Annotated in this window: 22 protein-coding genes; 15 read left to right on the top strand and 7 right to left on the bottom strand. The window is 68.2% G+C overall.

Features of this window, described 5'->3' with window-relative positions:
• Positions 1–24: 24 nt before the first annotated feature.
• On the bottom strand, positions 25–1,515 hold the full coding sequence (locus ABIE21_RS04790; protein ID WP_354023626.1) for a leucyl aminopeptidase: 1,491 nt from the start codon (positions 1,513–1,515) through the stop codon (positions 25–27).
• Between the two features lie 103 nt (positions 1,516–1,618).
• On the opposite strand from ABIE21_RS04790, the gene ABIE21_RS04785 reads away from it, so the two are divergent.
• The 5 genes from ABIE21_RS04785 (at position 1,619) to ABIE21_RS04765 (ending at position 7,513) form a co-directional block, all read left to right on the top strand.
• Entirely contained in the window at positions 1,619–2,545 is a 927-nt protein-coding gene (locus ABIE21_RS04785; protein ID WP_354023625.1) for a proteasome assembly chaperone family protein, read from the top strand.
• Positions 2,546–2,599: 54 nt separating this feature from the next.
• Positions 2,600–3,934, top strand: a complete 1,335-nt coding sequence (locus tag ABIE21_RS04780) for an MFS transporter (protein ID WP_354023624.1) — start codon at positions 2,600–2,602, stop codon at positions 3,932–3,934.
• A gap of 153 nt (positions 3,935–4,087) precedes the next feature.
• Positions 4,088–5,458: an RNA polymerase sigma factor gene (locus tag ABIE21_RS04775; protein ID WP_354023623.1), complete on the top strand. Its 1,371-nt coding sequence runs from the start codon at positions 4,088–4,090 to the stop codon at positions 5,456–5,458.
• Positions 5,459–5,486: 28 nt separating this feature from the next.
• Positions 5,487–6,767, top strand: a complete 1,281-nt coding sequence (locus tag ABIE21_RS04770) for a MurT ligase domain-containing protein (RefSeq protein ID WP_354023622.1) — start codon at positions 5,487–5,489, stop codon at positions 6,765–6,767.
• Positions 6,764–7,513: a type 1 glutamine amidotransferase gene (locus tag ABIE21_RS04765; protein WP_354023621.1), complete on the top strand. Its 750-nt coding sequence runs from the start codon at positions 6,764–6,766 to the stop codon at positions 7,511–7,513. Before ABIE21_RS04770 ends, ABIE21_RS04765 begins: the two co-directional genes overlap by 4 nt.
• A gap of 11 nt (positions 7,514–7,524) precedes the next feature.
• Here ABIE21_RS04765 and alr read toward each other — a convergent pair whose 3' ends face one another.
• The 3 genes from alr to ABIE21_RS04750 are packed head-to-tail and all read right to left on the bottom strand — an operon-like array spanning position 7,525 to position 9,692.
• Positions 7,525–8,640 carry an alanine racemase gene (gene alr, locus ABIE21_RS04760; protein WP_354023620.1) on the bottom strand — a complete coding sequence of 372 codons (1,116 nt, stop codon included), beginning with the start codon at positions 8,638–8,640 and terminating at the stop codon, positions 7,525–7,527.
• The gene (locus ABIE21_RS04755) at positions 8,637–9,407 is read right to left on the bottom strand and encodes an alanine racemase (protein ID WP_354024408.1); all 771 of its coding nucleotides are present in this window, start codon (positions 9,405–9,407) and stop codon (positions 8,637–8,639) included. The genes alr and ABIE21_RS04755 overlap by 4 nt, the downstream gene beginning before the upstream one ends.
• Positions 9,408–9,461: 54 nt before the next feature.
• Positions 9,462–9,692 carry a DUF7455 domain-containing protein gene (locus ABIE21_RS04750; protein WP_354023619.1) on the bottom strand — a complete coding sequence of 77 codons (231 nt, stop codon included), beginning with the start codon at positions 9,690–9,692 and terminating at the stop codon, positions 9,462–9,464.
• A 235-nt stretch (positions 9,693–9,927) separates the two neighbouring features.
• On the opposite strand from ABIE21_RS04750, the gene ABIE21_RS04745 reads away from it, so the two are divergent.
• Genes ABIE21_RS04745 through ABIE21_RS04735 form a run of 3 tightly spaced genes read left to right on the top strand, consistent with a single transcriptional unit; the run spans position 9,928 to position 12,903 of the window.
• Complete coding sequence (locus ABIE21_RS04745; protein WP_354023618.1) at positions 9,928–12,015, top strand: DNA gyrase/topoisomerase IV subunit B; 2,088 nt, start codon at positions 9,928–9,930, stop codon at positions 12,013–12,015.
• 40 nt (positions 12,016–12,055) lie between these two features.
• Positions 12,056–12,466 (top strand): hypothetical protein, encoded by a 411-nt coding sequence (locus ABIE21_RS04740; RefSeq protein ID WP_354023617.1) that lies wholly within the window; start codon positions 12,056–12,058, stop codon positions 12,464–12,466.
• Positions 12,463–12,903 (top strand): ankyrin repeat domain-containing protein, encoded by a 441-nt coding sequence (locus tag ABIE21_RS04735; RefSeq protein WP_354023616.1) that lies wholly within the window; start codon positions 12,463–12,465, stop codon positions 12,901–12,903. Before ABIE21_RS04740 ends, ABIE21_RS04735 begins: the two co-directional genes overlap by 4 nt.
• A 172-nt stretch (positions 12,904–13,075) precedes the next feature.
• On the opposite strand, the gene ABIE21_RS04730 is transcribed toward ABIE21_RS04735, so the two are convergent.
• Positions 13,076–15,559 carry a DNA gyrase/topoisomerase IV subunit A gene (locus tag ABIE21_RS04730; RefSeq protein WP_354023615.1) on the bottom strand — a complete coding sequence of 828 codons (2,484 nt, stop codon included), beginning with the start codon at positions 15,557–15,559 and terminating at the stop codon, positions 13,076–13,078.
• Positions 15,560–15,616: 57 nt separating this feature from the next.
• Here ABIE21_RS04730 and ABIE21_RS04725 point away from each other — a divergent pair, with 57 nt between their 5' ends.
• Positions 15,617–16,708, top strand: a complete 1,092-nt coding sequence (locus ABIE21_RS04725) for an alkaline phosphatase family protein (protein ID WP_354023614.1) — start codon at positions 15,617–15,619, stop codon at positions 16,706–16,708.
• 10 nt (positions 16,709–16,718) lie between these two features.
• Here ABIE21_RS04725 and sepH read toward each other — a convergent pair whose 3' ends face one another.
• Positions 16,719–17,759, bottom strand: coding sequence for a septation protein SepH (gene sepH / locus ABIE21_RS04720; RefSeq protein WP_354023613.1), 1,041 nt, complete (start codon positions 17,757–17,759; stop codon positions 16,719–16,721).
• Positions 17,760–17,961: 202 nt separating this feature from the next.
• On the opposite strand from sepH, the gene ABIE21_RS04715 reads away from it, so the two are divergent.
• The gene (locus ABIE21_RS04715; protein ID WP_184235691.1) at positions 17,962–18,255 is read left to right on the top strand and encodes a DUF4193 domain-containing protein; all 294 of its coding nucleotides are present in this window, start codon (positions 17,962–17,964) and stop codon (positions 18,253–18,255) included.
• Here the strand turns inward: ABIE21_RS04715 and ABIE21_RS04710 are convergent, their stop codons facing one another.
• Complete coding sequence (locus tag ABIE21_RS04710) at positions 18,256–18,711, bottom strand: DUF3093 domain-containing protein (protein WP_354023612.1); 456 nt, start codon at positions 18,709–18,711, stop codon at positions 18,256–18,258.
• Between the two features lie 55 nt (positions 18,712–18,766).
• Here ABIE21_RS04710 and dut point away from each other — a divergent pair, with 55 nt between their 5' ends.
• From dut to dxs, 5 genes are all read left to right on the top strand, one after another.
• Positions 18,767–19,225: a dUTP diphosphatase gene (gene dut, locus ABIE21_RS04705; RefSeq protein ID WP_354023611.1), complete on the top strand. Its 459-nt coding sequence runs from the start codon at positions 18,767–18,769 to the stop codon at positions 19,223–19,225.
• On the top strand, positions 19,222–19,851 hold the full coding sequence (locus tag ABIE21_RS04700; protein WP_354023610.1) for a DUF3710 domain-containing protein: 630 nt from the start codon (positions 19,222–19,224) through the stop codon (positions 19,849–19,851). Before dut ends, ABIE21_RS04700 begins: the two co-directional genes overlap by 4 nt.
• A 3-nt stretch (positions 19,852–19,854) precedes the next feature.
• Positions 19,855–20,580 (top strand): DUF3159 domain-containing protein, encoded by a 726-nt coding sequence (locus tag ABIE21_RS04695; protein ID WP_354023609.1) that lies wholly within the window; start codon positions 19,855–19,857, stop codon positions 20,578–20,580.
• A 163-nt stretch (positions 20,581–20,743) separates the two neighbouring features.
• Positions 20,744–23,554 (top strand): aconitate hydratase AcnA, encoded by a 2,811-nt coding sequence (gene acnA / locus ABIE21_RS04690; protein WP_354023608.1) that lies wholly within the window; start codon positions 20,744–20,746, stop codon positions 23,552–23,554.
• Positions 23,555–23,581: 27 nt separating this feature from the next.
• Entirely contained in the window at positions 23,582–25,528 is a 1,947-nt protein-coding gene (dxs, locus tag ABIE21_RS04685; protein WP_354024407.1) for a 1-deoxy-D-xylulose-5-phosphate synthase, read from the top strand.
• Positions 25,529–25,596 lie beyond the last annotated feature (68 nt).

The following is a 25,596-nucleotide window of genomic DNA, read 5'->3' as shown; positions in this document are numbered from 1 at the left end:
GGCGAACCCGCCCTATTGACTGTACTACGCGCGCGAAAACTCCTCGGCCAACGCGATCAGCGTTCGCACAGTAACGCCGGTCGGGCCCTTGCCCGTGAAACCGTAGCCGCCGCCGCCGTTGCCGGAGGGGCCGGCGATGTCGAGATGGGCCCACGGAATCTGGCGCTTCGCGTCTCCTTCGCCGATCGATCCGACGAAGTCCTTGAGGAACGCGGCGGCGACGAGCATGCCGCCGGCCGTGTTGCCCGGCTTGACGTTCGCGATGTCGGCGATGTCGGAGTTCAGCACCGCCCGCATCTCTGCGGGGATCGGCATGGCCCAGAGGGTCTCGCCGACCGCGCTGGCCGAGGCGAGCACCCGGGCGACGAGCTCGTCGTCCCCCATGGTGCCCACGACGCGGTTGCCGAGGGCGACGACGGAGGCTCCGGTGAGCGTGGCGACGTCGATGATCGCGTCGGGGTTCTCCTCACTCGCCGCGACCAGACCGTCGGCGAGCACGATGCGGCCCTCCGCGTCCGTGTTGAGGTTCTCGACGGTCTTGCCGCCGCGGATACGGACGACGTCGTCGGGGCGGGTTGCGGTGCCCGACGGCATGTTCTCGGCTATGCACATCCAGGCGGTGATCCGCACCGGCAGCGCCAGGTCAGCCGCGGCGACGATGACAGACAGCACCGTCGCGGCCCCGGTCATGTCGGTCTTCATGCTGACCATCGACGTCGGCGGCTTGAGGGAGAGTCCGCCCGAGTCGAACGTGATGCCCTTTCCGACGAGGGCGATGTGCTTCGGGGCGCCGGCGGGGGAGTAGGAGAGTTTGACGAGCCGGGGCGGGCGCGACGACCCCTGGCCGACGCTGAGGATGCCGCCGAACTCTCCCTCGGCGAGGGCGGCCTCGTCGAACACGGTCACATCGATGTCGGCGTGTGCCGCGAGATCGACCGCGGCGGCGGCGAGGGTCTCGGGGTAGAGGTCGCGCGGGGGCGCGTTCACGAGGTCGCGCACCGTGTGCACGGCCGTCGCGACGACCGTGGCCCGGGTGACGAGCGCGTCGTCGGCATCGCCGGCGACGATGATCGTGGCGGCCGTGACCTTGGTCGCCTCGAGCGACGACGAGCGGTACGTGGTGTAGTCGTATGCTCCGATCGCGGCGCCCTCGAGGATCGCGAGCAGCTCGTCTCCGTCTTTCGCGGGCAGCGCGATGGCGATCGAATCGATTCCGCGCAGTTGCCGCGCCGCCGATCCGCTGGCGTAGCGGAGGCCGTCGGCGGCGAGGTCCTTGCCGCCCACCCCGATCAGGGCGAGGCTCCCGGCCGCGCCGCCCGAGAACGGGAGCCGGGTGATCTCGTCGACGCCGCCGGTCACGCCGATGCCGGCGAGGGAGTCCTGAAGGGCGAGGAGCTCGGGCACATCGGTGAGCAGCGTGGGCCCGGAATCCGTGCTCGCCACACCGATCACCAGCACGTCGGTCTCGATGGAGAGGATGGGTTCGGGGGAGACGCGCAGCGCCGAAACAGTCATGGGCCCAATCGTACCGGGGGCGATCGGGCGTGTTCGCTCTGAGCATCACGCCTGTACGCGCGCGCACCGGGCCGCCGGCGGAGCACGCGATTAGAGTGGGAACATGCGCGATCCTGCCGGCCTCTACGACCTCCATCTCGACGTCTCCGACGTGCCAGCAGGGCTCCACCTGGTCGCGGGGCTCACCGGTTTCGCCGACGCCGGATCCGCCGTCACCCAGTTCAGCGAGTACCTCCTCGACACCCTCTCCACCGAGATCGTCGCCAGCTTCGACAGCGACGCCCTGCTCGACTACCGCGCCCGCCGCCCGCTCGTCTACTTCGACCAGGACCACCTGACCGACTACACGCCGGCGGCGCTCAACCTCTACCTCGCCACAGACGAGATCGGGCAGCAGTTCCTGCTCCTCACCGGCTATGAGCCCGACTTCCAGTGGGAGCGCTTCACCGCGGCGGTGCTCGGCCTGGTCGACGCGCTGCAGGTCAAGACGACGACCTGGGTGCACGCGATCCCCATGCCGGTTCCGCACACGCGCGCGATCGGTGTCACGGTGAGCGGCAACCGGGCCGAGATCATCGAGTCGATGTCGGTCTGGAAGCCGCAGACCCAGGTGCCCGCCAACGCGCTGCACCTCATCGAATACCGTCTGCAGGAGCTCGGGCACCCGATCGCCGGGTTCGTGCTGCTGATTCCTCACTACCTCGCCGACACGGAGTTCCCCGCCGCCGCAGTCACCGCTCTCGAGAGCGTGAGCGCCGCAACGGGGCTGATCTTCCCCACCGACCGTCTGCGCGAAGAGGGTCGCGAGTTCATCGCGAAGATCGACGGCCAGGTCGAGAACAACCAGGAGCTCGCGAAGCTCGTCGGTTCGCTCGAGACCCGCCACGACAGCTACATGCTCGACAACCCGCTGCGATCGCCGCTCACCGACGTGGACGGCGAGCTGCCGAGCGCCGACGACATCGCGGCGGAGCTCGAGAACTTCCTCGCGCTGCGTCGCACCGGCGACGACGACACTCACCGCCCGTAGTCCCTGCGGCCCGTCCCGTCCTGTCCGGCTCTGCCGCGCGGCTACCCTGAGAGTGTGAATTCCCGTCGATCGTGGCTCGTCTTCGCGGTCTCGGTCTTCGCCTACCTGATCGCGGTGCTGCAACGCAGCTCACTCGGAATCGCCGGGGTCGACGCCACGGAGCGCTTCGACGTGCAGGCGGCGGCACTGTCGAGCCTCGCCGTCGTGCAGCTGATCGTCTATGCGGGGCTCCAGATCCCGGTCGGCGTCGTGCTCGACCGGCACGGGCCGCGTGTGCTGATCGCGACCGGTGCCGTGCTGATGGTCGCCGGGCAGACGACACTCGCCCTCGCGCCGTCGATCGGCGTGGCCATCGTCGGGCGCATCCTCGTCGGCGCGGGCGACGCCATGACCTTCATCTCGGTGTCGCGGCTCATCGCGTCGTGGTTCAGCGGCCGCACTCTCCCCCTGCTGTCGCAGGGGATGGGCACGATCGGTGCGACCGGTCAGGTGCTGTCGGCGATTCCGCTCTCTATAGTGCTGCACCAGTTCGGCTGGGAGCCGGCCTACCTCAGTGCCGCGGCGATGTCGGTCGTCGCCTTCGTGCTCGTGGTCCTGTTCGTGAGGAACGCACCGCCGGGCGTGGTGATCGTCGAGCGACCGGGCGGATGGCCCGCCGCCCTGCACCAGCTCCGCGAGAGCCTCGGGCGCCCGGGGACCCAGCTGGGGTTCTGGTCGCACTTCGTGACCCAGTCGCCCGGAACGGTGATCGCCCTGCTCTGGGGCTTCCCGTTCCTCTCCGTCGGCCTCGGGTACGGGGCGACGAACGCCTCGCTCCTGCTCACCCTGATCGTCGCGGTCGCGGTCGTGGCCGGTCCTATCCTCGGCATCCTGAGCGCGCGGCATCCGTACCGGCGCAGCAACCTCGTTCTCGGCATAGTCTTCGCGATGGGCTGCGTGTGGGCCGCCGTTCTGCTCTGGCCGGGGCAGCCGCCCCTATGGCTCATCATCCTGCTGCTCGCCGTCGTCGCCGTCGGCGGACCCGGCTCGCTCATCGGCTTCGACTTCGCCCGCACCTTCAACCCGGCGCGCAGCCTCGGCTCCGCCAGCGGGGTGGTCAACGTCGGCGGCTTCCTCGCCAGCTTCGTGATGATGCTGCTGATCGGACTCGTGCTCGACGCCATCGACCGGGCCAACGGCGGATCCGGCGTGCCGGCCGAGCTGTACTCGCTCGACTCCTTCCGGGTCGCGTTCCTCGTGCAGTTCCCGATCGTCGCGATCGGCGTGGTCTTCCTCTTACTCTCTCGGCGCAACACGCGCAAGCGCATGCACGAAGACGAGGGAATACAAGTGGCCCCACTGTGGGTTTCATTGGTAAGGAGTTGGCGCAGACGGCGAGGCAAGGGTTGAATGCCCCTTTTGTCAAGTCGCACAGCGAACTCGTGCAATAATTGTTCTAAGACCCGTTCAGGTTCCGTTATTCCATCGCTTCGTCTCGTAGCGCGGTGGAGAAGGACTTGACATGGGTCTTAGTACTGCCCGAAAACCCTGAAAGGTGTTCTAATGGCAACCAAGACAACCACGGCTGAGATCGTAGACAGCGCGGAAAAAGAGCTGGTCAAGGGCGACGCAGCTGCCGCAACGACGGCGAAGAAGGCCCCCGCCAAGAAGGCGGCGACCACCACGAAGGCCGCAGCAGTGAAGAAGGCGCCCGCCAAGAAGGCAGCCGCAGGCACGAAGCCCGCCGCGAAGCGCGGAGCCAAGGCGATCGACCCCGACGCCGACGAGCCCACCGAACCCGTAGAGGGCGATGACGAAGACGACGACGCGGTTGTCGTGGTCGCCGACGTCGTCGTCGAAGGCGACGAGGTCAAGGAAGTCGCCGACGACGACACCGACGACGACGCCGAGTCGAAGAAGTCGACGGGCAAGGACGAAGCGCTGCCGACCGGCGCGCTCGTCATCTCCATCGCCGACGAGGAAGACGACATCCCGGTCTACTCCTCGGCCATCACCGGCGCGACCGCCGACCCGGTCAAGGACTACCTGAAGCAGATCGGTAAGGTCGCTCTGCTGAACGCGGCCGAAGAGGTCGAGCTCGCCATGCGCATCGAGGCGGGCCTGTTCGCCGAGGACAAGCTCTCGCAGATGACCGACGCCGAGAAGAAGTCGCAGCTGGGCCGCGAGCTCATCTGGGTCTCGAAGGACGGCGCCCGCGCCAAGAGCCACCTGCTCGGCGCCAACCTGCGTCTCGTCGTCTCGCTCGCCAAGCGGTACACCGGCCGCGGAATGCAGTTCCTCGACCTCATCCAGGAGGGAAACCTGGGTCTCATCCGTGCCGTCGAGAAGTTCGACTACACGAAGGGCTTCAAGTTCTCCACCTACGCCACCTGGTGGATCCGCCAGGCGATCACCCGCGCCATGGCCGACCAGGCACGCACCATCCGCATCCCGGTGCACATGGTCGAGGTCATCAACAAGCTCGCCCGCGTGCAGCGCCAGATGCTGCAGGACCTCGGTCGCGAACCCACCCCAGAGGAGCTCAGCCGCGAGCTCGACATGACGCCCGAGAAGGTCATCGAGGTGCAGAAGTACGGCCGCGAGCCGATCTCGCTGCACACGCCGCTCGGTGAAGACGGAGACAGCGAGTTCGGTGACCTCATCGAGGACACCGAGGCCGTGGTACCCGCCGACGCCGTGGGCTTCACGATGCTGCAGAAGCAGCTCGAGAGCCTGCTCGACTCCCTCTCCGAGCGTGAGGCCGGCGTGATCCGCATGCGCTTCGGGCTGGGCGACGGAATGCCGAAGACCCTCGACCAGATCGGCGACACGTTCGGCGTCACGCGCGAGCGCATCCGCCAGATCGAGTCGAAGACGATGGCCAAGCTGCGTCACCCGTCGCGGTCGCAGTCGCTGCGCGACTACCTCGAGTAAACCGGTGCGAACCGCACGGCGTTTTCCAGTGCGCTCCGCTGTGGCCATCCTGCTCGGCAGGATGGCTCGTTGGGCCACGCGGCTGCGTGGTGGAGGATCGGCAGTCCCCGGACGGGTGCTGCTCGCCGTGTCGCCGCGTGCCCTCGAGCGGGCGGTCGAGCGGATGCCTCTCGGCGTGGTCTTCGTCTCCGGATCGAACGGCAAGTCCACTACCACCAACATGCTCGTGGGCATTCTGCGCGCCCACGGCGTCGACGTGTTCAGCAATCCCTCCGGCGGCAACCTCCCGCAGGGCATCGCTTCGGCGTTGCTCGCGAGCATGCCTCTCGACGGCCGGCTGCGTGAGCAGATCGCCGTGCTCGAGGTCGACGAGGCATACGGAGTCAACCTGTCGAAGGTGCTGCGCCCGTCGAGCGTGCTGCTGCTCAACGTGCAGATCGACCAGCTGAACCGCTTCTTCGAGCCCGACCGCGTGGTGAAGATGCTCGCCACGATCGCCGGTGCCGCCGATGCGCACGTCGTGGTCAACGCCAACGACGACAACCTCGTCGCCGTGGCCCGTTCGCTCGCGGGCCGTGCCGAGGTCAGCTACTTCGGCGTCGACCCGGCACTGCTGAGCGACTCCCCGAACGGCCTCGCCAACGCCGAGGTCTACTCCGCGCTGGGTACAAGCCCAGCGGATGTCGCGGCTCCGGCTCCCCGCGTAGTGGTCGAGCGGCTCGCCGGGGTCGACTCCACCCTCACGATCGCGGGGTCCGCGATCGACGTGCGGCTGCCCGCGCGCGGCCTGCACTACGCGGTCGACGTGGCGGGAGCGGCCGCCATGGCGGAGCGCCTGCTCGGGGCGGCGTTCCGGCCCGAGCTCGTGGCATCCGCCATGCTCGCCCTCGACACCGTCTACGGTCGCGGCGAGATCCTCACCTACAACGGCGAGGACATCGAAGTCATCATGATGAAGAACCCGCCGAGCCTGCAGCTGAACCTCGACTACCTCGAGCAGGCGCCGGAACAGCTGTTCGTCGCGGTCGACGAGGGAACGCCCGACCCCTCGTGGATGTACGACACCGACTTCAGCCACATCGACCACGTCGACATCGTCTCCGGCACGAAGGCGTGGCAGCTCGCCACCCGTTTCGGCTACGGGGCGATCCCGGTCGGCAGCGTCGTGCCCGAGCTGAAGCCCGCGCTCGAGGCGTTCCTCGCCCTGCCGAGACCGGGCCGCGGCAACAAGACGATGATCGTGAACTACGAGCAGATGATGCTCATCCGCAAGCTCCTGGGCTTCCTCGAGTTGGAGAACGCACCGTGACACGATCGCTCACCATACTCTCGCTCTACCCCCGGCAGCTCGGGATCAACGGCGACTCCGGAAACGTGCTGGCGCTGAAGACCCGCGCCGAATGGCGTGGGATACCCGTGACCGTCGTCGAGCACAACATCGGCGACCCGCTTCCCGAGTCCGTGGACCTCGTGCACATCGGCTCCGGCCCGCGTACCGCCCAACTCGCTGTGCAGGCCGATCTGGCCGTCATCACGCCGCGACTGCTCGCCTGGAAGAACTCCGGCGTACCCGTGCTCGCGATCGCCGGCGGCTGGCAGCTGCTCGGCACCTCGATCACCGAAGAGGACGGCACCGTCGTCGCGGCCGGAGGGCTCTTCGCCAGCTCCAGCCGGCTGGTCGGGAGACGCGCCGTGGGAGAGACCGTCGTCGCCACGGCGCACGGCACCGTCGCCGGGTTCGAGAACCACGGCGCGGTGACGACCCTCGACACCGGGGCGACCCCGCTCGGAACGGTCACGTCGGGCTTCGGCAATGCGGGAGCCGCGGCATCCGCCGGTCTCGGTGTCGAGGGAATCGTCGACGGCGACAGCATCGGCACCCACCTGCACGGCCCGTTCCTGCCGATGAACCCCGCGTGGGCAGACCGGCTGCTGAACGCCGCGCTCAGGCTGCGCGGCGTCGACGCGGAGCTCGCGTCGAACGAGCACACGGCCCGCGTCGACGACGCGGCGGAGAAGGCGCGCGCGGCGATCGCCAAGCGCGTCGGTATCTAGGCAGCGACCGCTCAGCCGACGTAGACGCGCGGCACCCTGACGGCGACGCTCGACACGATCTCGTCGCCGATGCTGTCGGCATGGGAGGCCCACTCCTCAGCGGTCGGCTCGCCTCTGACGGCACTGCCGAAGACGACGACGCGGTCGCCCACCGTCACGTCGAGGTCGTCCGCGTCGACGAGCATGCGGTCGACTCCGAGGGCGACGATGCGGCGCCGCTCCCCGGCGATCAGCACTTCGGCGCGGTCCACGGCCGGCGCCTGCACACCGTCGCCGAAACCGACGGCGACCAGCGCCAACGTCGCGGGCATGGCGAGGCCGACGTCGAGGCCGCCGAGCCAGACGTGGCCCGCAGGCAGGGCCTCGACCGCGAGCACCGGGGCGCTCAGGGTCATCGGCGCCTCGAGTCCGAGACCCGGTCCGTCGGTGTCGTCGAAGGGGGAGATGCCGAAGGCGGCTATGCCGAATCGCACGTAGTCGAAGCGGGCAGCGGGCATCCGCAGTCCGGCCGAACTGGCGGCGAGGTGCAGTTTCGCGAAGCGCGCGCCGAGCGACGTGGCGACCTCGACGGCGATCGTGAACTTGACCAATGCGATCTCGTCGTCGGCGGTCGACGCGTCGGCGAGGTGCGACCAGGCGCCGTACACCTCGAGGAAGCCCTGAGATTCCAGGTGCAGCGCGGTGGTCACCAGATCGGGCCAGTCGACCGCCGAGGCGCCGTTGCGGCTGAGCCCGGTGTCGATCTTCAGGTGCACACGCGCGGGAACGCTCGCCTTACTCTCGGCAATAGCCTCGAGCTGCCAGAGCGCAGAGACGCCGAGGTCGATGTTCGCCTCGGCCGCCGCGCGGAAGTCGGTGTCGGTGCCGTGCAGCCAGGCGAAGAGCGGAACGGTGATGCCGGCCGCACGCAGCTCGAGACCCGCGCTCACCTCCAGTACAGCGAGCGCGGTGGCGCCGGCCTCGAGAGCGGCACGCGAGATGGGGACCATGCCGTGCCCGTAGGCGTTCGCCTTGACCGCGAGCATGACCTCGGCGGGCGCGGCCGTCGCGACGAGCAGTTCGACGTTGCGGCGGAACGCCGCGAGATCGATCTCTGCGACGGCGCCCGCGGGCTGGATGTCTGTCACGGTGTCACTCCGCCCCGGAGGAAGACCCGTTCGACACGGCGACCGAGTCCCGCCGTCAGATTGCCGGGAAGCCGGCGCGTGCGCAGCGCCCACTCGACGGCGGTGGCGGCGCCAGCGGCGGCGTCGCCGAAGATCGTCACCGTGTCTCCCGGTGCCGCCCCGGCCGCCCCGATGTCGAGTACGAGCTGGTCCATGGCGATGCGCCCGACCACCGGGTGGGCGACGCCGGCGATCGTGGCGGTGGTCGTGTTCGATGCGAGTCGCGGAACCCCGTCGGCGTAGCCGATCGAGACGAGGGCGATCGTGGTGGTGCGCGGTGCGCGGTAGGTGTAGCCGTACGAGACTCCCGTGCCCGCGTCCACGCTCTTGACGGCTATGACTTCGGCCGCGAGGGTCATCACGGGGGCGGTCGCGAGCCCCGCCGGTGCGGCCAGTCCGTAGACGCCGGCGCCGAGATCGCGGCGAGCGGCTGCGTCCTGCGCCTCGAAGGACTCGTCGAGAGGGCGGATGTCGCGGCCTGAGGCGAGCGCCGAGTCGGAAGCCGCGACGGGGGAGAGCAGTTCGAGCGTCACTCCGCCGTCGCGCAGTGCGACGGCCTCGGCCAGGCTCGACACCCGCAACGCGGCGGCGCCGGCGGCCTCGCTCGCCAAAGCGACGGGCAGCAGGCCGTGGCCATACGCCGACGCCCTCAGGTCGACCAGTGGACGGTCGACACCGAGGGCGTCGGAGAGAAGTTCTACGTTGCGGCTCAGCGCGTCGAGATCGATGCTCGCCGTGCGCCTGGCTCCGCTAATGAATCGTCTTTCGCGCGGCAGTGGCGGCTAGTTGCGGGCCGCGTCGACGAGACGGCTGGACTCGTCGTGCCAGTGGAGGGCGGTAGCCGACAGCTTCTCCTTGAACTCCGCACCGTGGTGGGCGCAGAACAGAAGCTCTCCGCTCTGCATCGTGACGCGCACGTACGCCTGCGCGCCGCAGCTGTCACAACGGTCGAGTGCCGTGAGCGTGTACGCAGACTGGGGCTCGACGTTGTTCTCTGTGGCGATCTGAGACATGTGTTGCTCCTTCGGGCGTAATCACGAACTAATTCCGTGTGTCTATCCAAGCACGCCGCCGTTACGACGGTGCGACATTTACCGGCTATTTCGCTGAACGCGTACCGGTTTCCCAGCCTCGCACGGTGCGAGGGTGTCGAAGCCGACCCGCCGGTCGATGATTCACTAGGCTTAACGACGGCCCGGGGCCGGTTTGTTCCCGAGTGCCGCACTGCACAATCAATAAGGAGATCCCGTGGCGGGTTCGGACTACTCGGCGAGACACCTCTCCGTTCTCGAGGGGCTCGAGGCCGTACGCAAGCGCCCGGGTATGTACATCGGCTCCACCGACTCCCGCGGTCTGATGCACTGCCTGTGGGAGATCATCGACAACTCCGTCGACGAGGCCCTCGGCGGCCACGGCGACGAGATCAGCGTCATTCTGCACAAGGACGACAGCGTCGAGGTGCGCGACCGTGCGCGTGGTGTTCCCGTCGACATCGAGCCCAAGACCGGGCTGAGCGGCGTCGAAGTCGTCTTCACGAAGCTGCACGCGGGAGGCAAGTTCGGTTCGGGTTCCTACGCGGCATCCGGCGGACTGCACGGTGTGGGCGCATCCGTCGTCAACGCCCTGTCGGCCCGCCTCGACGTCGAGGTCGACCGCGACGGCAAGACGTACGCGATGTCGTTCCACCGCGGCGAGCCGGGAAACTTCGCCGACGTCGACGGCCCCGACCCCGAGTCGCCGTTCACCCCCTTCGTCTCGGGCAGCGAGCTTCGCATCGTCGGCAAGGTGAAAAAGGGCGTCACCGGCACACGCGTGCGCTACTGGGCCGACCCGCAGATCTTCACCAAGGGCGCCGCATTCCAGACCGACGAGCTCACCGGCCGCGCGCGGCAGACCGCCTTCCTGGTGCCGGGCCTCGGCATCGATATCAGCGACGAGCGCGGGGAGACGCCCACCCACGAGACCTACCGCTACGCGGGCGGGATCTCCGAGTTCGTCGACTTCCTGTCGACGGATGCGCCGCTGACCGACACCTGGCGGCTGCAGGGCGCCGGCACCTTCACCGAGACCGTGCCCGTGCTGCAGCAGACCGGCGCTATGGTGCCGACCGAGCTGACCCGCGACGTCGAGGTGGACATCGCGCTGCGCTGGGGAACCGGGTACGAGACCGTTTTCCGCAGCTTCGTGAACATCATCGCCACCCCCAAGGGCGGAACCCACCAGGCCGGCTTCGAGGCCGGGCTGATGAAGTTCCTGCGCCAGCAGGTCGAGCTCAACGCCCGCCGGCTCAAGGTCGGCAACGACAAGCTGGAGAAGGACGACATCCTCGCCGGGCTCACCGCCGTGCTCAACGTGCGTCTGCCCGAACCGCAGTTCGAGGGCCAGACGAAGGAGATCCTCGGCACGCCCGCCGTGCGCAACATCGTCGCCAACGTCGTCGCGAAGGCCATGAACGAGCGTTTCTCGTCGACCAAACGCGACGACAAGGCGCAGTCGTCGCTCGTGCTCGACAAGATCGTCGCCGAGATGAAGTCGCGGATCTCGGCTCGCACCCACAAGGAGACGCAGCGTCGCAAGAACGCGCTCGAGAGTTCGTCGCTGCCGGCGAAGCTCGTCGACTGCCGCTCCAACGACGTGCTCAACAGCGAGCTCATGATCGTGGAGGGCGACTCGGCCCTCGGAACGGCCAAGCTCGCCCGCGACAGCGAGTACCAGGCGCTGCTGCCCATCCGCGGCAAGATCCTCAACGTGCAGAAGGCCTCGGTCTCCGACATGCTGTCGAATGCGGAGTGCGCGTCGATCATCCAGGTCATCGGCGCCGGCTCCGGCCGCACCTTCGACCTCGAGCAGGCCCGCTACGGCAAGGTCATCATCATGAGCGACGCCGACGTCGACGGCGCGCACATCCGCACCCTGCTGCTCACACTCTTCTTCCGCTACATGCGCCCCATGATCGAGGCGGGACGCGTGTACGCGGCCGTGCCCCCGCTGCACCGGGTCATCGTGATGAACCCGGGATCGAAGCCGAACGAGACGATCTACACCTACTCCGAGAAGGAACTGGAGGTGGTTCTCGCCGGACTCAAGAAGTCGAACAAGCGCTATCAGGACCCGATCCAGCGCTACAAGGGACTCGGAGAGATGGACGCCGACCAGCTGTCGGAGACCACCATGGACCGCCGCTACCGCACCCTGCGCCGCGTCACCGTCGTCGACGCGGAGGCCGCCGAGGAGGCCTCGCGGGTCTTCGAACTGCTGATGGGCAACGAGGTCGCGCCGCGCAAGGAGTTCATCATCGCCGGCGAGGGCCTCAACCGCGACCGCATCGACGTCTAGCCGTGTCGCTCGCGGGGCAGCCGTGCGGGAGGATTAGGGCATGAGCATCTTCCGGGCGAGCATCAACATCGCGACCACCAGCCACAGTCTCGAGCAGCTGAACGAGCACGCCGGAGTCGAGGCCAGCCGCTGGGCGCCGATCGGGTCCCCGGTGCACGACTTCGACCCCACCGGGCCACTGCGCGAGATCTCGCAGTGGCACTACGACGCCCCCGTCGACGGCGACAGCGAGCTGCTCGAGCCGCACCTCGCGCTGCTGCGGCCCGTGCTCGAGCGCATGGCGGATGAGCCGATCGAGGGCCGCGTGTACGGCAGTTTCTCCGTATCGCTGAACGCCCGGCCCAACGCCTTCGTCTTCGAGATCGAGCCGCGCGACGCGGTGCTGATCGCCCGGGCGGGTCTGCGCATCCGCGTCGACGCCTACACCCCGGAAGAGCGAGACGGCGAGTGACCGAGACCGACCCGTCAGGGAACAACGGATCCGAACCCATGGTCGACGGCGTGAGCGCTCAGGTCGTCGAGGGCGTGTTCGATCTGGCGCGCCGGGGCCTCACCGGCCCGCTCGGCGAGATGATCGACGCGGGCGTCCCCGTCGACACCCGCAACGGCCGCGGCGACACGCTGCTGATCGTCGCCGCCTACCAGCAGAACAGGGAGACGGTGGTCGAGCTGCTGCGCCGCGGCGCCGACACGGCCGTCGTCAACGCCATGGGGCAGACCGCGGTCGCGTGTGCGGTGTTCCGCGACGACGAGGACATCCTGCGCGAGCTGCTCGACGCGGGGGCCGACCCCGGAATCGGCAGCCCCACGGGAGTCGAGATCGCCGACCAGTTCGGCCTGCCGCGCATGCGCGCACTCATCGAGACGCACCAGCGGGGCGCGAACTGACTGCGCTGTGCACCCCGGTCGTAACTGCTCGCGCGGCCGAATTTCACTCGCGCGCCCGAACATCCGGGCGCGTTCGTGACTGTCGACCGCGCGACCACTGAGCCGCGCGACCGCTGAGCCACGCGACCATCGAGCCGCGCGAACACCGAGTGGCCGGCGCGAGCGCGATCCGCTAGATCGAGGTGCCGATCGAGCCGACGATCGCGTCGAGCGGCAGACCGGAGGCGTCCCGCTTCGCTCCGGCGTCGGGGAGCTGCCGCACCGAGCCGTCGGGTCCGACGGCGTGCGAGGGAGCCGGTCCGGCCCAGGCCAGTGCCAGCACGTCTTCGCCCTTGAGGAACGAGTGCGCGCGCACGCCGCCCGTCGCGCGCCCCTTGCCGGGGAACTCGCCGAGCAGCGACACCTTCGCCCGACCCGGGTCGACGCCCGGCAGGGCGTCACTCGAGCTCGACACGGTGGCGACGACGACCTCGCCCGCCGGGTCGACGGCGCCGAAGAAGATGGCCGAGGCCTTCGCGCCGAGGTTTATCCCCGCGACACCGCCCGCGGCCGCACCCTGGGGGCGGACTGCGGATGCCGCGAAGTGCAGAAGCTGCGCGTCGGAGGTCACGAACACGAGCTCGTCACCGTCGGGGCCCTGTGAGACACCGACGACCTCGTCGCCGGACTTCAACGCGATGATCTCGAACTCGGGCTTGTTCGGGTAGGCGCCGGTCGCGACACGCTTGACGACACCCTGCCTGGTTCCGAGCACGATCGGCTGGTCTGAGTCGAGCGAGACCAGGCCGAGCACGCGCTCCTTCTTGTTGACCATGGCGAGGTAGTCGCCGATGCGCGCGCCCGCGGCGAGCTGGATCGAGTTCGTCGGCACGTTGGGCAGGTCGACGGCCGTGAATCGGATGAGACGGCCGAGGTTCGTGACCGCGCCGATCTCCGACCGGGCGGTGGTGACGACGCTCGAGCGGATGGCGTCGTGCTTCGTGCGTCGGCGCACGAGCGGGGTGGAGGCCTCCTCGCCGTCGACCGGCTCGGCGATGTCGACACGGATGGCGCGACCTGTGGTGGAGAGGTAGACGCGGCATGCGGTGTCGGCGATCTCGAGCACGGGCGCGTTCTTGCGCGACGAGGCGGACGTGGCGATCGACGGCCGGGCCTCGGTCAGCAGGGTGCGGCGCGGGGTGCCGAAGCGGTCGGAGATGTCCTCCAGCTCGCTCGAGACGAGGTCACGCAGGCGGGCGGGGCTCGTGAGCAGCGCCTCGAGCTCGGCGATCTCGCTCAGCAGCTGGTTCTTCTCGTTCTCGAGCTCGATGCGGCTGAACTTCGTCAGGCGGCGCAGTCGCAGCTCGAGGATGTACTCGGCCTGCAGCTCGCTCAGGTCGAACACGGTGCGCAGTCGCGCACGGGCGGCCTCGGAGTCGTCGCTCTGGCGGATGACCTGGATGACCTCGTCGATGTCGAGGATCGCGATGAGGAGTCCCTCGACGAGGTGCAGGCGTTCCAGCCGGCGGGCGAGCCGGTAGCGGCTGCGCCTTGTGACGACGTCGAGGCGGTGGTCGACGTAGACCTGCAGCAGCTCGCGCAGTCCGAGGGTCTGCGGCCCGCCGTTGACCAGCGCGACGTTGTTGATGTTGAAGCTGTCTTCGAGCGGGGTGTAGCGGTAGAGCTGCTCGAGCACGGCGTCGGGGCTGAAGCCGGTCTTGATGCCCACCACGAGTCGCAGTCCGTGTTTGCGGTCGGTGAGGTCCGTGACATCCGAGATGCCGCTCAGCTTCTTGTTGTTGACGCCGTCCTTGATCTTCTCGATGACCTTCTCGGCGCCGACCATGTACGGCAGTTCGGTGACCACGAGCCCGGTCTTGCGGGCCGAGATGCTCTCGGTCGTGACCTTTGCGCGCGTCTTGAACGCACCGCGGCCGGTGGCGTAGGCGTCCTTGATGCCGGCGAGCCCGCTGATCGTGCCGCCGGTGGGCAGGTCGGGGCCGGGCACGAACTCCATGAGGTCGTCGAGGGTGGCGTTCGGGTTGTGCAGGAGGTGGCGTGCGGCGCCGATGACCTCGATGAGGTTGTGCGGCGCCATGTTCGTCGCCATGCCGACCGCGATGCCGCTCGCGCCGTTCACCAGCAGGTTGGGGAACGCGGCCGGCAGCACCTCGGGCTGGGTGAGCTGGTTGTCGTAGTTGGGCACGAAGTTGACGACGTCTTCGTCGAGGCTCTCCGTCATGGCGAGAGCCGTCGCGTGCAGGCGCGCCTCGGTGTAGCGGGGTGCCGCCGGGCCGTCGTCGAGCGATCCGAAGTTGCCGTGGCCGTCGATCAGGGGCACCCGCAGGATGAAGTCCTGTGTGAGGCGCACCATCGCGTCGTAGATCGACGCGTCGCCGTGCGGGTGCAGCTTGCCCATGACCTCGCCGACCACGCGGGCCGACTTCACGTGGCCCTTGTCGGGACGCAGGCCCATCTCGGCCATCTGGTACAGGATGCGGCGCTGCACCGGCTTGAGCCCGTCACGAGCGTCGGGGAGGGCACGCGAGTAGATCACCGAGTACGCGTACTCGAGGAACGACCCCTGCATCTCGGCCGATACGTCGACCTCTTCTATGTGCTCTCCCGGCTGGGTAGCGGAGGGCACGGGGGCAGGGGGATTCACGGGAGTAGCCATAAGATTGCCCCTATGTTACCGGCGCCGAAATCAGACCGACTGAGCCTCGCCGATGTTATGCCGGCGTGTCTGCAGTCAATTTCGGGCGAGCAGAATCGCCTCGGTCTGCCGCGTGCCTCCCGGGTCGTCGTTCTGCTCGTCGACGGCCTCGGTGCCGCCGCTCTCAAGTCGCGGGCCGGGCACGCCCGCACCCTGATGTCGCTGCTCACCGCGTCATCCGTCATCGACTCCGGATTTCCCACCACCACCGCCGCCGCGCTCGCGACCCTCACCACGGGAGAGGCGCCCGGCCAGCACGGCATGGTCGGCTACACGGTGCTCGACCCGGCCAACGACCGGGTGTTCAAGCAGCTCTCCGGCTGGGACGACAGGATCGACCCGACGGCGTGGCAGCCGATGCCGACCGTCTTCGAGCGTGCCGTGGCGAGTGGGCTCTCCGCCGTGGCGATCGGCCCTGAGCGCTACCGCGACAGCGGCTTCAGCCAGGCCGTGCTGCGCGGAGCCGAGTACATCGGTGCGACGTCGATCGGCGACCGGCTACAACGCGCCGCCGAATGGCTCGCCGAGCCCGGCGGGTCGGGCATCGCCTACGTGTACGTTCCCGAGCTAGACGTCGCGGGCCACGCGACCGGCGCCGAATCGGGGGAGTGGACGAACTGGCTCGAGATCCTCGACGCCGCCGTGCGCGACCTGCTGGCCGCGCTCGGGCCCGACGACGGCCTGCTCATCACCGCCGACCACGGCGTTCTCGACATCGCGGAGCGCAACCACGTGCTGTTCGACTCGAGCGCGCCGCTCATCGACGGCGTGCGCTTCGTGGCGGGGGAGCCGCGCTGCCTCCAGCTGCACTTCGCGGACGACGCGAGCGCCGAGGTGCGCGAGGCGACAGTCGCCGCCTGGCGGGCCGCCGAGGGCGAGCGGTCGTGGATCGCGACCCGCGATGAGGCGGTGGGGGCCGGATGGTTCGGCGAAGTGCGCCCGGAGGTGCTGCCGCGCATCGGCGACCTGCTCGTGGCCGCACGCAAGGGCATCGCGTACTACGACAGCCGCACTCTCAAGGGGCACGGCATGGTCGGGCACCACGGCTCGTGGTCGCCCGCCGAGGTGCAGGTTCCGTTGTTGCGCGCTGGAGCGTTCGCACGCACCTAGCGCGGTCGGGCTAGGTCAGGTCGTCGTCGGGACGCGCGCCGAAGACGATGTCGTCCCAGCTGGGCATCGCCGTGCGGCCCTTGCGGGCGGTGTGCTTGGTGGGGATGACCGGTTGCGGGGCCGTTGAGCGGCCCTCGTCCGAGTCCTCCGTCAGGAATCCGTCGAGCGGAACGTCGACCAGGCGGATGCCGCCCGTGGCGTTCTGCGAGCGTGACGGGTGGTTCGCCGACTCCTCGTCGTCGGTGAACGACGCGGCCTCACGCTCGCCGCGACGCCGACGCAGGGCCTCGAGCAGGTCGGCCGTCTGATTGTGGTCCTGCAGCGGGGCGTGCTCGACGGGGGCGCCGGAGCCGAAGCGGTTCAGCGGCAGCTCGTCGTCGGGGTGACGAAGGCTGTCGTCGTCGATGTCGAATGCGCCGCTGTCGAAGCGGGAGTTGTCGGCCTCACGGTCGTCGCCGTTCACGGCGCGCAGGCGCGGGATGAGCGCACCCTGCGACTCGCCCTGCTGGGAGAGAGTGACGGCCTCGTTGTTGAGAGGAGCGAGGGTGAGCTTCTTCGGGTCGAACCGCCAGCGGGCGTCGTGGTCGATCTGCTCGGCGGTGAAGGCGAGCTTCACGATCCAGCCCGTCTCGGGGTCTTTCCAGCTCGCCCAACGCTCGTTCAGTGCGCCGAGGCCCACGAGTCGCTCGCGGATGACGATGCCGAACGTGCGGCCGACGCTCATCGGGTCGGACTCGACCGCCGTGTGCACGGCGACGCCGAGCGCGGTCTCGACGACGAACTCGCGTTCGGCGAGCACGGGTCCCTCGAACTTCTGGATGTACTCGAGCGGCACACCGGTGATGGCGGCCACGTCCTGAGCGGACATGCCAGAACGGATCTGTGCCTGGATCTCGCGCGGCGCGATCTTGCGACCGGCCCCCGGATCGGGAACCGCCTGTCGCAGTTTCGACTGCAGCACTTCGTCGATCGGTATCCGAAAACGGTTGCCGTCGACGGAGGACACGAGGAGTGCCCCGTTCTCTACTCCGATTACTCGCAGGTCTTGCATGCTGAGATACCCTCCAGCGCTCGATATTCCCGCTAAGGATGCCACGGTTTCAGCGGGGAGTACGGGAATACAGTGGGCGCGCCGTAAGTTACCAATCCTGTCGCCACAACAAGTGTCAAATTGGGTTTGCTATTCACAAACCAATGATGCAAACTGTGGCCGCCGATTTAGATAACTAGACGCATACAAGAAGTGGATGGGCATGGCAACCGACTACGACGCACCCCGCAAGACCGACGACGACACAGAGTCGATCGAGGCCCTCAAGGAGCGCGTTCCAGACAAGATGTCTGGCTCAGTCGACGTTGATGACGCCGATAACCCTGGCAGTTTCGAACTAGAGGGTGGGGACCTCTCCGAGCACGACCTCGACGTGGTTGTGCTTCCCGCACAGGCCGACGAGTTCACGTGCGTTGAATGCTTCCTCGTGAAGCACCGTTCGCAGATCGATCACGAGACAAAGCTCGGACCGATCTGCCTGGAGTGCGCGGCCTAACTACCCGACTGCCCGTTGTTTCGCCGCGGAGATCGCGGCGACAACGGCATCCGGATGCCGCGTCGACACAACCCAGTACGGAGCGCTGTCTCGTTCGTCGAGGATCTCGATCTTCACCAGAGGCGAGATCCACCCGCGAATGAGCAGCCACGTACGGGCGTCGAGCCCCGTTCCACGCTCGACCCGCGCATCGTCCCCCGTGTGAGCCGTGACCGTACCGGCTATCGACAGGGGGAGCGTCGCCTTCCCGGCGCGAAAATCCGAGTCTGTGACCTCTATCACCGGACCTCCGAGGATCAGCAGCCCGACGCATCCGAGATAGAGCACTATCGCGACCACGACCCCGGCAGTCTGGCTGATCGGCAGGAAGACGAGCAGGCTGGCGGGAATCACAAGGGCGGTCGCGATGAAGAGCCACGGCGCAGGCCACAGTCTCTCTCGGTACAAGGTGGTCATGCACCTATTCCATCAGGCTTTCTGATGCCCCGTTGTTCTGCACTACCCTCGTGACGTGCCAGATTCCGTAGAGGTTCTCATTTCGTCTGCCCACGTTCCCGAGTACTCGCACCCGGGAGACGCCGGAGCCGACCTTCTCGCGTCCGAGGCGGTCGACCTGGAGCCGGGCCAGCGCGCCACCGTGGGCACGGGCGTGTCCATCGCCCTGCCCGACGGCTACGTCGCCTTCGTGGTGCCCCGCAGCGGCCTCGCGTCGAAGCACGGCATCACCATCGTGAACAGCCCGGGCACCGTGGATGCCGGCTACCGCGGCGAAATCCGGGTGACCCTGCTCAATACAGACAGTTCGGTGGCGTATTCTGTGGCGATCGGTGACCGCGTAGCGCAGATCATCGTTATGCCGGTATCGCGTGCTCGCTTTATACCGGTCCACACACTTCCCGGCAGCGCCCGAGGCGAATCAGGCTTCGGATCGACCGGGTACAGCGCAATCCAGTCAGGAGACAACGCGTGAGCGACAACGAATTCGAAACCATCGTCGACGACGATGCCAAGTCGGCGCCCGCCGACCGCGAGACGAACGGCCCGCTCGACGAGAGCGAGGCCAACGCGGTCCGCCCCTACGTCGACCTCGGCGGCGTGAAGATCGTGCCGCGCACCGACCTGCAGCTCCGGCTCGAGGTCGAGGAGGGCAGCAAGCGCGTCGTCGCGGTCGGCCTCGACTTCGCCGGCTCGTCGCTGCAGGTGCAGCCGTTCGCGGCACCGCGCACGAGCGGGCTGTGGAACGAGATCCGCGCGCAGATCATCGACCAGATCCACAAACAGGGTGGAACGACCACGGTCAGCGACGGGCCGTTCGGTCCGGAGGTGCTCGCCGAGATCCCCGTGACGACCGCGGGCCAGACCGGCACCCGCATCGCGCGGTTCGTCGGAGTAGACGGCCCGCGCTGGTTCCTGCGCGGGGTCATCGCCGGCGAGGGCGCCGTCGAACCCGCCGCGGCCGCGCAGATCGAAGACCTCTTCCGCAGCATCGTGGTGGTCCGCGGCAACACCCCGATGCCGCCCCGCGACCTCATTCCCCTGCACATGCCGGCGGCGACGCCGACGGGCGAGGCACCGAGCGCCCCCACCACGGTCTGATCGATGGCTGACGATCGCGACGATCAGGCGACCCCTCCGAACTTCTCCGAGGCGTTCTCCGCCGCCGCCCAGAAGTCCGGCTTCGGCCAGGTGACACCGGGGGAGACCCCGACCGCGGGGGCGCTGCTCGCCGCGATCGGCGGAGTGCGCGGCATCATCGAGTCGCTGCTGCCCGGATTCCTCTTCGTGCTCGTCTTCGCCATCACCGGCGACGCGGTGCCGTCGGTGCTCGTCCCGGCCGGCATCGCGGTGGTGTTCGTGCTCGTGCGCCTCATCACCCGCACCCCGGTCGTGCCGGCGCTCGTGGGGCTCGCCGGCATCGCGGTCTCCGCGGCTCTGGCGATATTCTCCGGCCGCGCCGAGGAGAACTTCGTGCTCGGCTTCCTGCTCAACGCCGCCTACGTCGTGGCCCTGCTCGTGTCGCTCGCCGTGCGCTGGCCCGCCATCGGGATCATCGTCGGCTTCCTGCGCAGCGAGGGAACGGCGTGGAGGGCCGACAAGGCGAAGTTCCGCATTGCCGTCGTCACCACCGTGCTGTGGACCGGGATGTTCGCGCTTCGACTCGCGGTGCAGGTGCCGCTGTACTACGCCGGCCAGGTGCAGGCTCTGGGCGCCACCAAGCTCATCATGGGACTCCCGCTCTACGCCGCCACGCTCTGGGTCACGTGGCTCCTCGTGCGCGCCGTCTACGCGAAGGGCGACACTGCTCACGAGAAGCCGGTCGCCTGACAGCCCGAGTCGGGCAAAGTATCTTGATATCAAGATATATACTGGGGGCATCTCGCTTCATTGCGACCTGATCGTTGCCGCCGCGCAGGCTTAGGCTTACCTTGCTGGCACGCCATCAGGCGTACCGCGAGGATGGAGTCAGGTCAGCAAGGGAGACGGCACTATGTCCGCAGTAAACAGCTTTAATTCCAAGGACACCCTCACGGTCGGTTCATCCGACTACGAGGTCTTCAGGATCGACCGCGTCGCCGGTCACGAGAAGCTCCCCTTCAGCCTCAAGGTGCTGCTCGAGAACCTCCTGCGCACCGAAGACGGCGCCAACGTCACGAAGAGCCAGATCGAGGCTCTCGGTTCCTGGGTTCCCACCGCCGATCCCGACACCGAGATCCAGTTCAGCCCCGCGCGCGTCGTCATGCAGGACTTCACCGGCGTGCCCTGCATCGTCGACCTCGCCACCATGCGCGAGGCCGTCGTCGAGCTCGGCGGCGACCCCAAGAAGATCAACCCCCTCTCGCCGGCCGAGATGGTCATCGACCACTCCGTCATCGCCGACCTCTTCGGCAGCGAGAACGCCCTCGAGCGCAACGTCGAGCTCGAATACGAGCGCAACGGCGAGCGCTACCAGTTCCTCCGCTGGGGCCAGACCGCGTTCGACGACTTCAAGGTCGTCCCGCCCGGAACCGGCATCGTGCACCAGGTGAACATCGAGTACCTGGCCCAGGTCACGTTCACCCGCACCGTCGGGGGCGTACTCCGCGCCTACCCCGACACCTGCGTCGGCACCGACTCGCACACCACCATGGTCAACGGCCTCGGTGTGCTCGGCTGGGGCGTCGGCGGCATCGAGGCCGAGGCCGCGATGCTCGGCCAGCCCGTCTCCATGCTCATCCCGAAGGTCGTCGGCTTCAAGCTCTCCGGCGCCATCCCCACCGGCGTCACCGCGACCGACGTCGTGCTCACGATCACCCAGATGCTGCGCAAGCACGGTGTGGTCGGCAAGTTCGTCGAGTTCTACGGCGAGGGCGTCGCCCAGGTCCCGCTCGCGAACCGCGCCACCATCGGCAACATGAGCCCGGAGTTCGGCTCGACCGCCGCCATGTTCCCCATCGACGACGTCACACTCGAGTACCTGCGTCTCACCGGCCGCAGCGAGGAGCAGGTCGCCCTCGTCGAGCAGTACTCCAAGCTGCAGAAGCTCTGGCACGACGCGAGCGTCGAACCCGTCTTCAGCGAGTACATCGAGCTCGACCTCGCCACCGTGGTGCCGTCGATCGCCGGACCGAAGCGTCCGCAGGACCGCGTCGAGCTCAGCCGGTCGAAGGACCAGTTCATCCTCGACCTCGACGCCTACGCGTCGGCCGACCACTCGCTCGTCGACGAGGCCCTCGAGGGAACGTTCCCGGCGTCCGACCCCATCGGCCTGACGCCCCAGGACGAGGAGACCGCGCACGCCCACGTGCACACCAGCCACGCTCCCTCCACAGTCACCAACCCGGCACGCGTCTCCCTCGACGACGGCACCGGCTTCACGCTCGACCACGGCGCCGTGGCGATCGCCGCGATCACGTCGTGCACCAACACGTCCAACCCGTCGGTCATGCTCGCGGCGGGCCTGCTCGCCCGCAACGCGAGCAAGAAGGGCCTGAAGTCGAAGCCCTGGGTCAAGACCACGCTCGCGCCCGGCTCCAAGGTCGTCACCGACTACTACGCCAAGGCCGGCCTCACCGAGTACCTCGAAGACCTCGGCTTCTACACCGTCGGCTACGGCTGCACCACGTGCATCGGCAACTCGGGCCCGCTGCTCGACGAGATCTCCGCTGCCGTCAACGAGAACGACCTCGCCGTCACCGCCGTGCTCTCGGGAAACCGCAACTTCGAGGGCCGCATCAACCCCGACGTGAAGATGAACTACCTCGCGTCGCCGCCGCTCGTCATCGCCTACGCCCTCGCCGGATCGATGAACTTCGACTTCGAGACCGACGCGCTCGGCAAGGGGACCGACGGAGAAGACGTCTTCCTCAAGGACATCTGGCCCGACTCCGCAGAGGTGCAGGCGACGATCGACTCGTCGATCGACACCGGCATGTTCACGCACGAGTACGCCGGGGTGTTCGACGGCGACGAGCGCTGGCAGAACCTGCCGACCCCCGTGGGCGCCACGTTCGAGTGGGACGCCGAGTCCACCTACGTGCGCAAGCCCCCGTACTTCGACGGCATGACGATGGAGCTGACCCCCGTGTCATCCATCGTCGGCGCACGCGTCCTCGCGAAGCTGGGCGACTCGGTCACCACCGACCACATCAGCCCCGCCGGAAACATCAAGGCCGACAGCCCCGCAGGCAAGTACCTCGACGAGCACGGCGTCGAGCGCAAGGACTACAACTCCTACGGCTCGCGCCGCGGCAACCACGAGATCATGATCCGCGGAACGTTCGCGAACATCCGCCTGAAGAACCAGCTGCTCGACGGCGTCGAGGGCGGCTACACCCGCGACTTCACCCAGCCCGAAGGCCCGCAGGCGTTCATCTACGACGCCAGCCAGAACTACCAGGCCGAGGGCACCCCGCTCGTCATCCTCGGCGGCAAGGAGTACGGCTCGGGCTCGAGCCGTGACTGGGCCGCCAAGGGCACCAGCCTCCTAGGCGTCAAGGCGGTCATCACCGAGAGCTTCGAACGCATCCACCGCTCCAACCTGATCGGCATGGGAGTTCTCCCGCTGCAGTTCCCGGCGGGCGAGACCTGGCAGTCGCTGGGACTCGACGGCACGGAGTCGATCTCGATCTCCGGCGTCGAAGAGCTCAACGAGGGCCGCACGCCCAAGACCCTGCACGTCGTCGCCGAGCCGACCGCGAACTCCGCGGCAGGCAAGCAGGCGATCGAGTTCGACGCGGTGCTGCGCATCGACACGCCGGGCGAAGCCGACTACTACCGCAATGGCGGGATCCTTCAGTATGTGCTGAGGTCGCTGGTCTAGGCTCGAAACATGGGTCAGCACGAGAACATCGGTTTGCTTGGCGCGATCACCGGTCCGCGCGATCTCGACGGGCTGACCCCGGGTCAGCTCGTCGATCTCGCGGCCGAGATCCGCGAGTTCCTCGTCGCCGAGGTCTCGAAGACCGGGGGACACCTCGGTCCGAACCTCGGTGTCGTCGAGCTCACCCTCGCCATCCACCGCGTCTTCGACTCGCCGCGCGACGCCATCGTCTTCGACACCGGTCACCAGACCTACGTCCACAAGCTGCTCACCGGTCGTCAGGACTTCAGCAAGCTCCGTCTCGAAGACGGGCTGGCCGGATACCCGCAGCGCTCCGAGTCGCCGCACGACATCGTCGAGAGCTCCCACGCATCGAGCTCTCTGTCATGGGCCGACGGCATCTCGCGCGCCTTCACCATGACCGGGCAGGGCGACAGGCACGTCGTCGCGGTCGTCGGCGACGGATCGCTCACCGGCGGCATGACGTGGGAGGCGCTGAACAACATCAGCGACGACAACTCGCGCAACCTCGTGATCGTCGTCAACGACAACGGCCGCTCCTACGCTCCGACGATCGGCGGCATGGCGCACTTCCTCAACGACGTGCGCACCCGCAGCTCCTACCGCAACCTGCACCGTTCGAGCGAGAAGCTGTTCGGCAAGCTCGGCACCCCTGGTCGGGCCTTCTACCGCGGCATCCGCGGGGGCACGCACGGCTTCCTCAGCCGCTTCACCAACAACGAGGCGCTCTACTCCAACCTCGACATAAAGTACATCGGGCCGATCCACGGCCACGACATCGTCGCGATGCAGTCGGCCCTCGAGCAGGCGAGGAACTACGGCGCGCCCGTCATCGTGCACGCGATCACCGAGAAGGGCCGCGGCTACCTGCCCGCCCTCGCCGACACAGCCGACCAGTTCCACGCCGTCGGCCAGATCGACCCCGAGACCGGGGAACCGACCGAGGTCGCCAGCAAGCCGTCGTGGACGTCGGTGTTCGCCGACGAGATCGTCGACATCGCATCGAGCAACCCCCGCATCGTCGGCATCACCGCCGCCATGCTGCGACCGACCGGGCTGCACAAGTTCGCCGAGCGTTTCCCCGGCCGAGTGCTCGACGTCGGCATAGCAGAACAGCACGCCGTGACCTCGGCGGCGGGGCTCGCGTTCGGCGGCCTGCACCCCGTGGTCGCCATGTACGCCACCTTCGTGAACCGTGCCTTCGACCAGGTGCTGATGGATGTCGCGCTGCACAAGGCCGGCGTCACGTTCGTTCTCGACCGCGCGGGTGTCACCGGACCCGACGGGCCGAGCCACCACGGCATGTGGGACCTCGCGATCCTGCAGGTCGTCCCGAACATCCGCATCGCCGCGCCGCGCGACGCGACCCGCCTGCGCGAGGAGCTGCGGGAGGCCGTCGCCGTGGAAGACGGCCCCACCGTCGTGCGCTTCTCGAAGGGCTCTGTCGGCAACGAGTTCGAGGCGCTACGGCGCACCGACGACGGAGTCGACGTGCTGCGGGAGGCCGCCCACAAGGACGTCCTCATCATCACCGTCGGCCCGATGGCGAAGCTCGGCCTGCAGGTCGCCGAACGGCTGGCCGCGCAGGGCATCGGCGCCACAGTCGTCGACCCGCGCTGGGTGGTGCCCGTGCCCGAGAGCATCATCGGGTTCGCAGCGGAGCACCGCATCGTCGTCTCGATCGAAGACGGCGTGCGCGTCGCCGGCATCGGAACCCGTATTCGGCAGGACCTGCGCGCCGCCGGCGTCGACACCGCCGTCACCGAGCTCGGGCTGCCCGACGAGTTCCTCGACCACGGCACACGGGAGCAGATCCTGGAGCGGGTGGGCCTCACCCCTCAGGACATCGCGCGGGACCTCGTGTCGCAGGTGCTCGGCAGCAAGATCCCCGTTGCCCGGCCCCTCCCCGACGACATCGAGCTGGACGCCCGCCTGCGACGGGAACCGAGCTAGGCGCCACTGGGCACACGACTAAGCACCACACGGCGCACACGTCAAAGTTGTCACTCCGCCGCGCGGCT

This window comes from Conyzicola nivalis, assembly GCF_040548875.1.
Classification (GTDB): Bacteria; Actinomycetota; Actinomycetes; order Actinomycetales; family Microbacteriaceae; genus Conyzicola; species Conyzicola nivalis_A.
This window is presented reverse-complemented; position numbering and strand designations above follow the sequence as displayed.

Bases quoted from the DNA above. Each gene is read 5' to 3' on its own strand.
- ABIE21_RS04790 (WP_354023626.1), bottom strand. From the start codon at position 1,515: ATGACTGTTTCGGCGCTGCGCGTCTCCCCCGAACCCATCCTCTCCATC.
- ABIE21_RS04785 (WP_354023625.1), top strand. From the start codon at position 1,619: ATGCGCGATCCTGCCGGCCTCTACGACCTCCATCTCGACGTCTCCGAC.
- ABIE21_RS04775 (WP_354023623.1), top strand. From the start codon at position 4,088: ATGGCAACCAAGACAACCACGGCTGAGATCGTAGACAGCGCGGAAAAA.
- ABIE21_RS04750 (WP_354023619.1), bottom strand. From the start codon at position 9,692: ATGTCTCAGATCGCCACAGAGAACAACGTCGAGCCCCAGTCTGCGTAC.
- ABIE21_RS04740 (WP_354023617.1), top strand. From the start codon at position 12,056: ATGAGCATCTTCCGGGCGAGCATCAACATCGCGACCACCAGCCACAGT.
- ABIE21_RS04730 (WP_354023615.1), bottom strand. From the start codon at position 15,559: ATGGCTACTCCCGTGAATCCCCCTGCCCCCGTGCCCTCCGCTACCCAG.
- ABIE21_RS04725 (WP_354023614.1), top strand. From the start codon at position 15,617: ATGCCGGCGTGTCTGCAGTCAATTTCGGGCGAGCAGAATCGCCTCGGT.
- sepH (WP_354023613.1), bottom strand. From the start codon at position 17,759: ATGCAAGACCTGCGAGTAATCGGAGTAGAGAACGGGGCACTCCTCGTG.
- ABIE21_RS04715 (WP_184235691.1), top strand. From the start codon at position 17,962: ATGGCAACCGACTACGACGCACCCCGCAAGACCGACGACGACACAGAG.
- ABIE21_RS04710 (WP_354023612.1), bottom strand. From the start codon at position 18,711: ATGACCACCTTGTACCGAGAGAGACTGTGGCCTGCGCCGTGGCTCTTC.
- ABIE21_RS04695 (WP_354023609.1), top strand. From the start codon at position 19,855: ATGGCTGACGATCGCGACGATCAGGCGACCCCTCCGAACTTCTCCGAG.
- acnA (WP_354023608.1), top strand. From the start codon at position 20,744: ATGTCCGCAGTAAACAGCTTTAATTCCAAGGACACCCTCACGGTCGGT.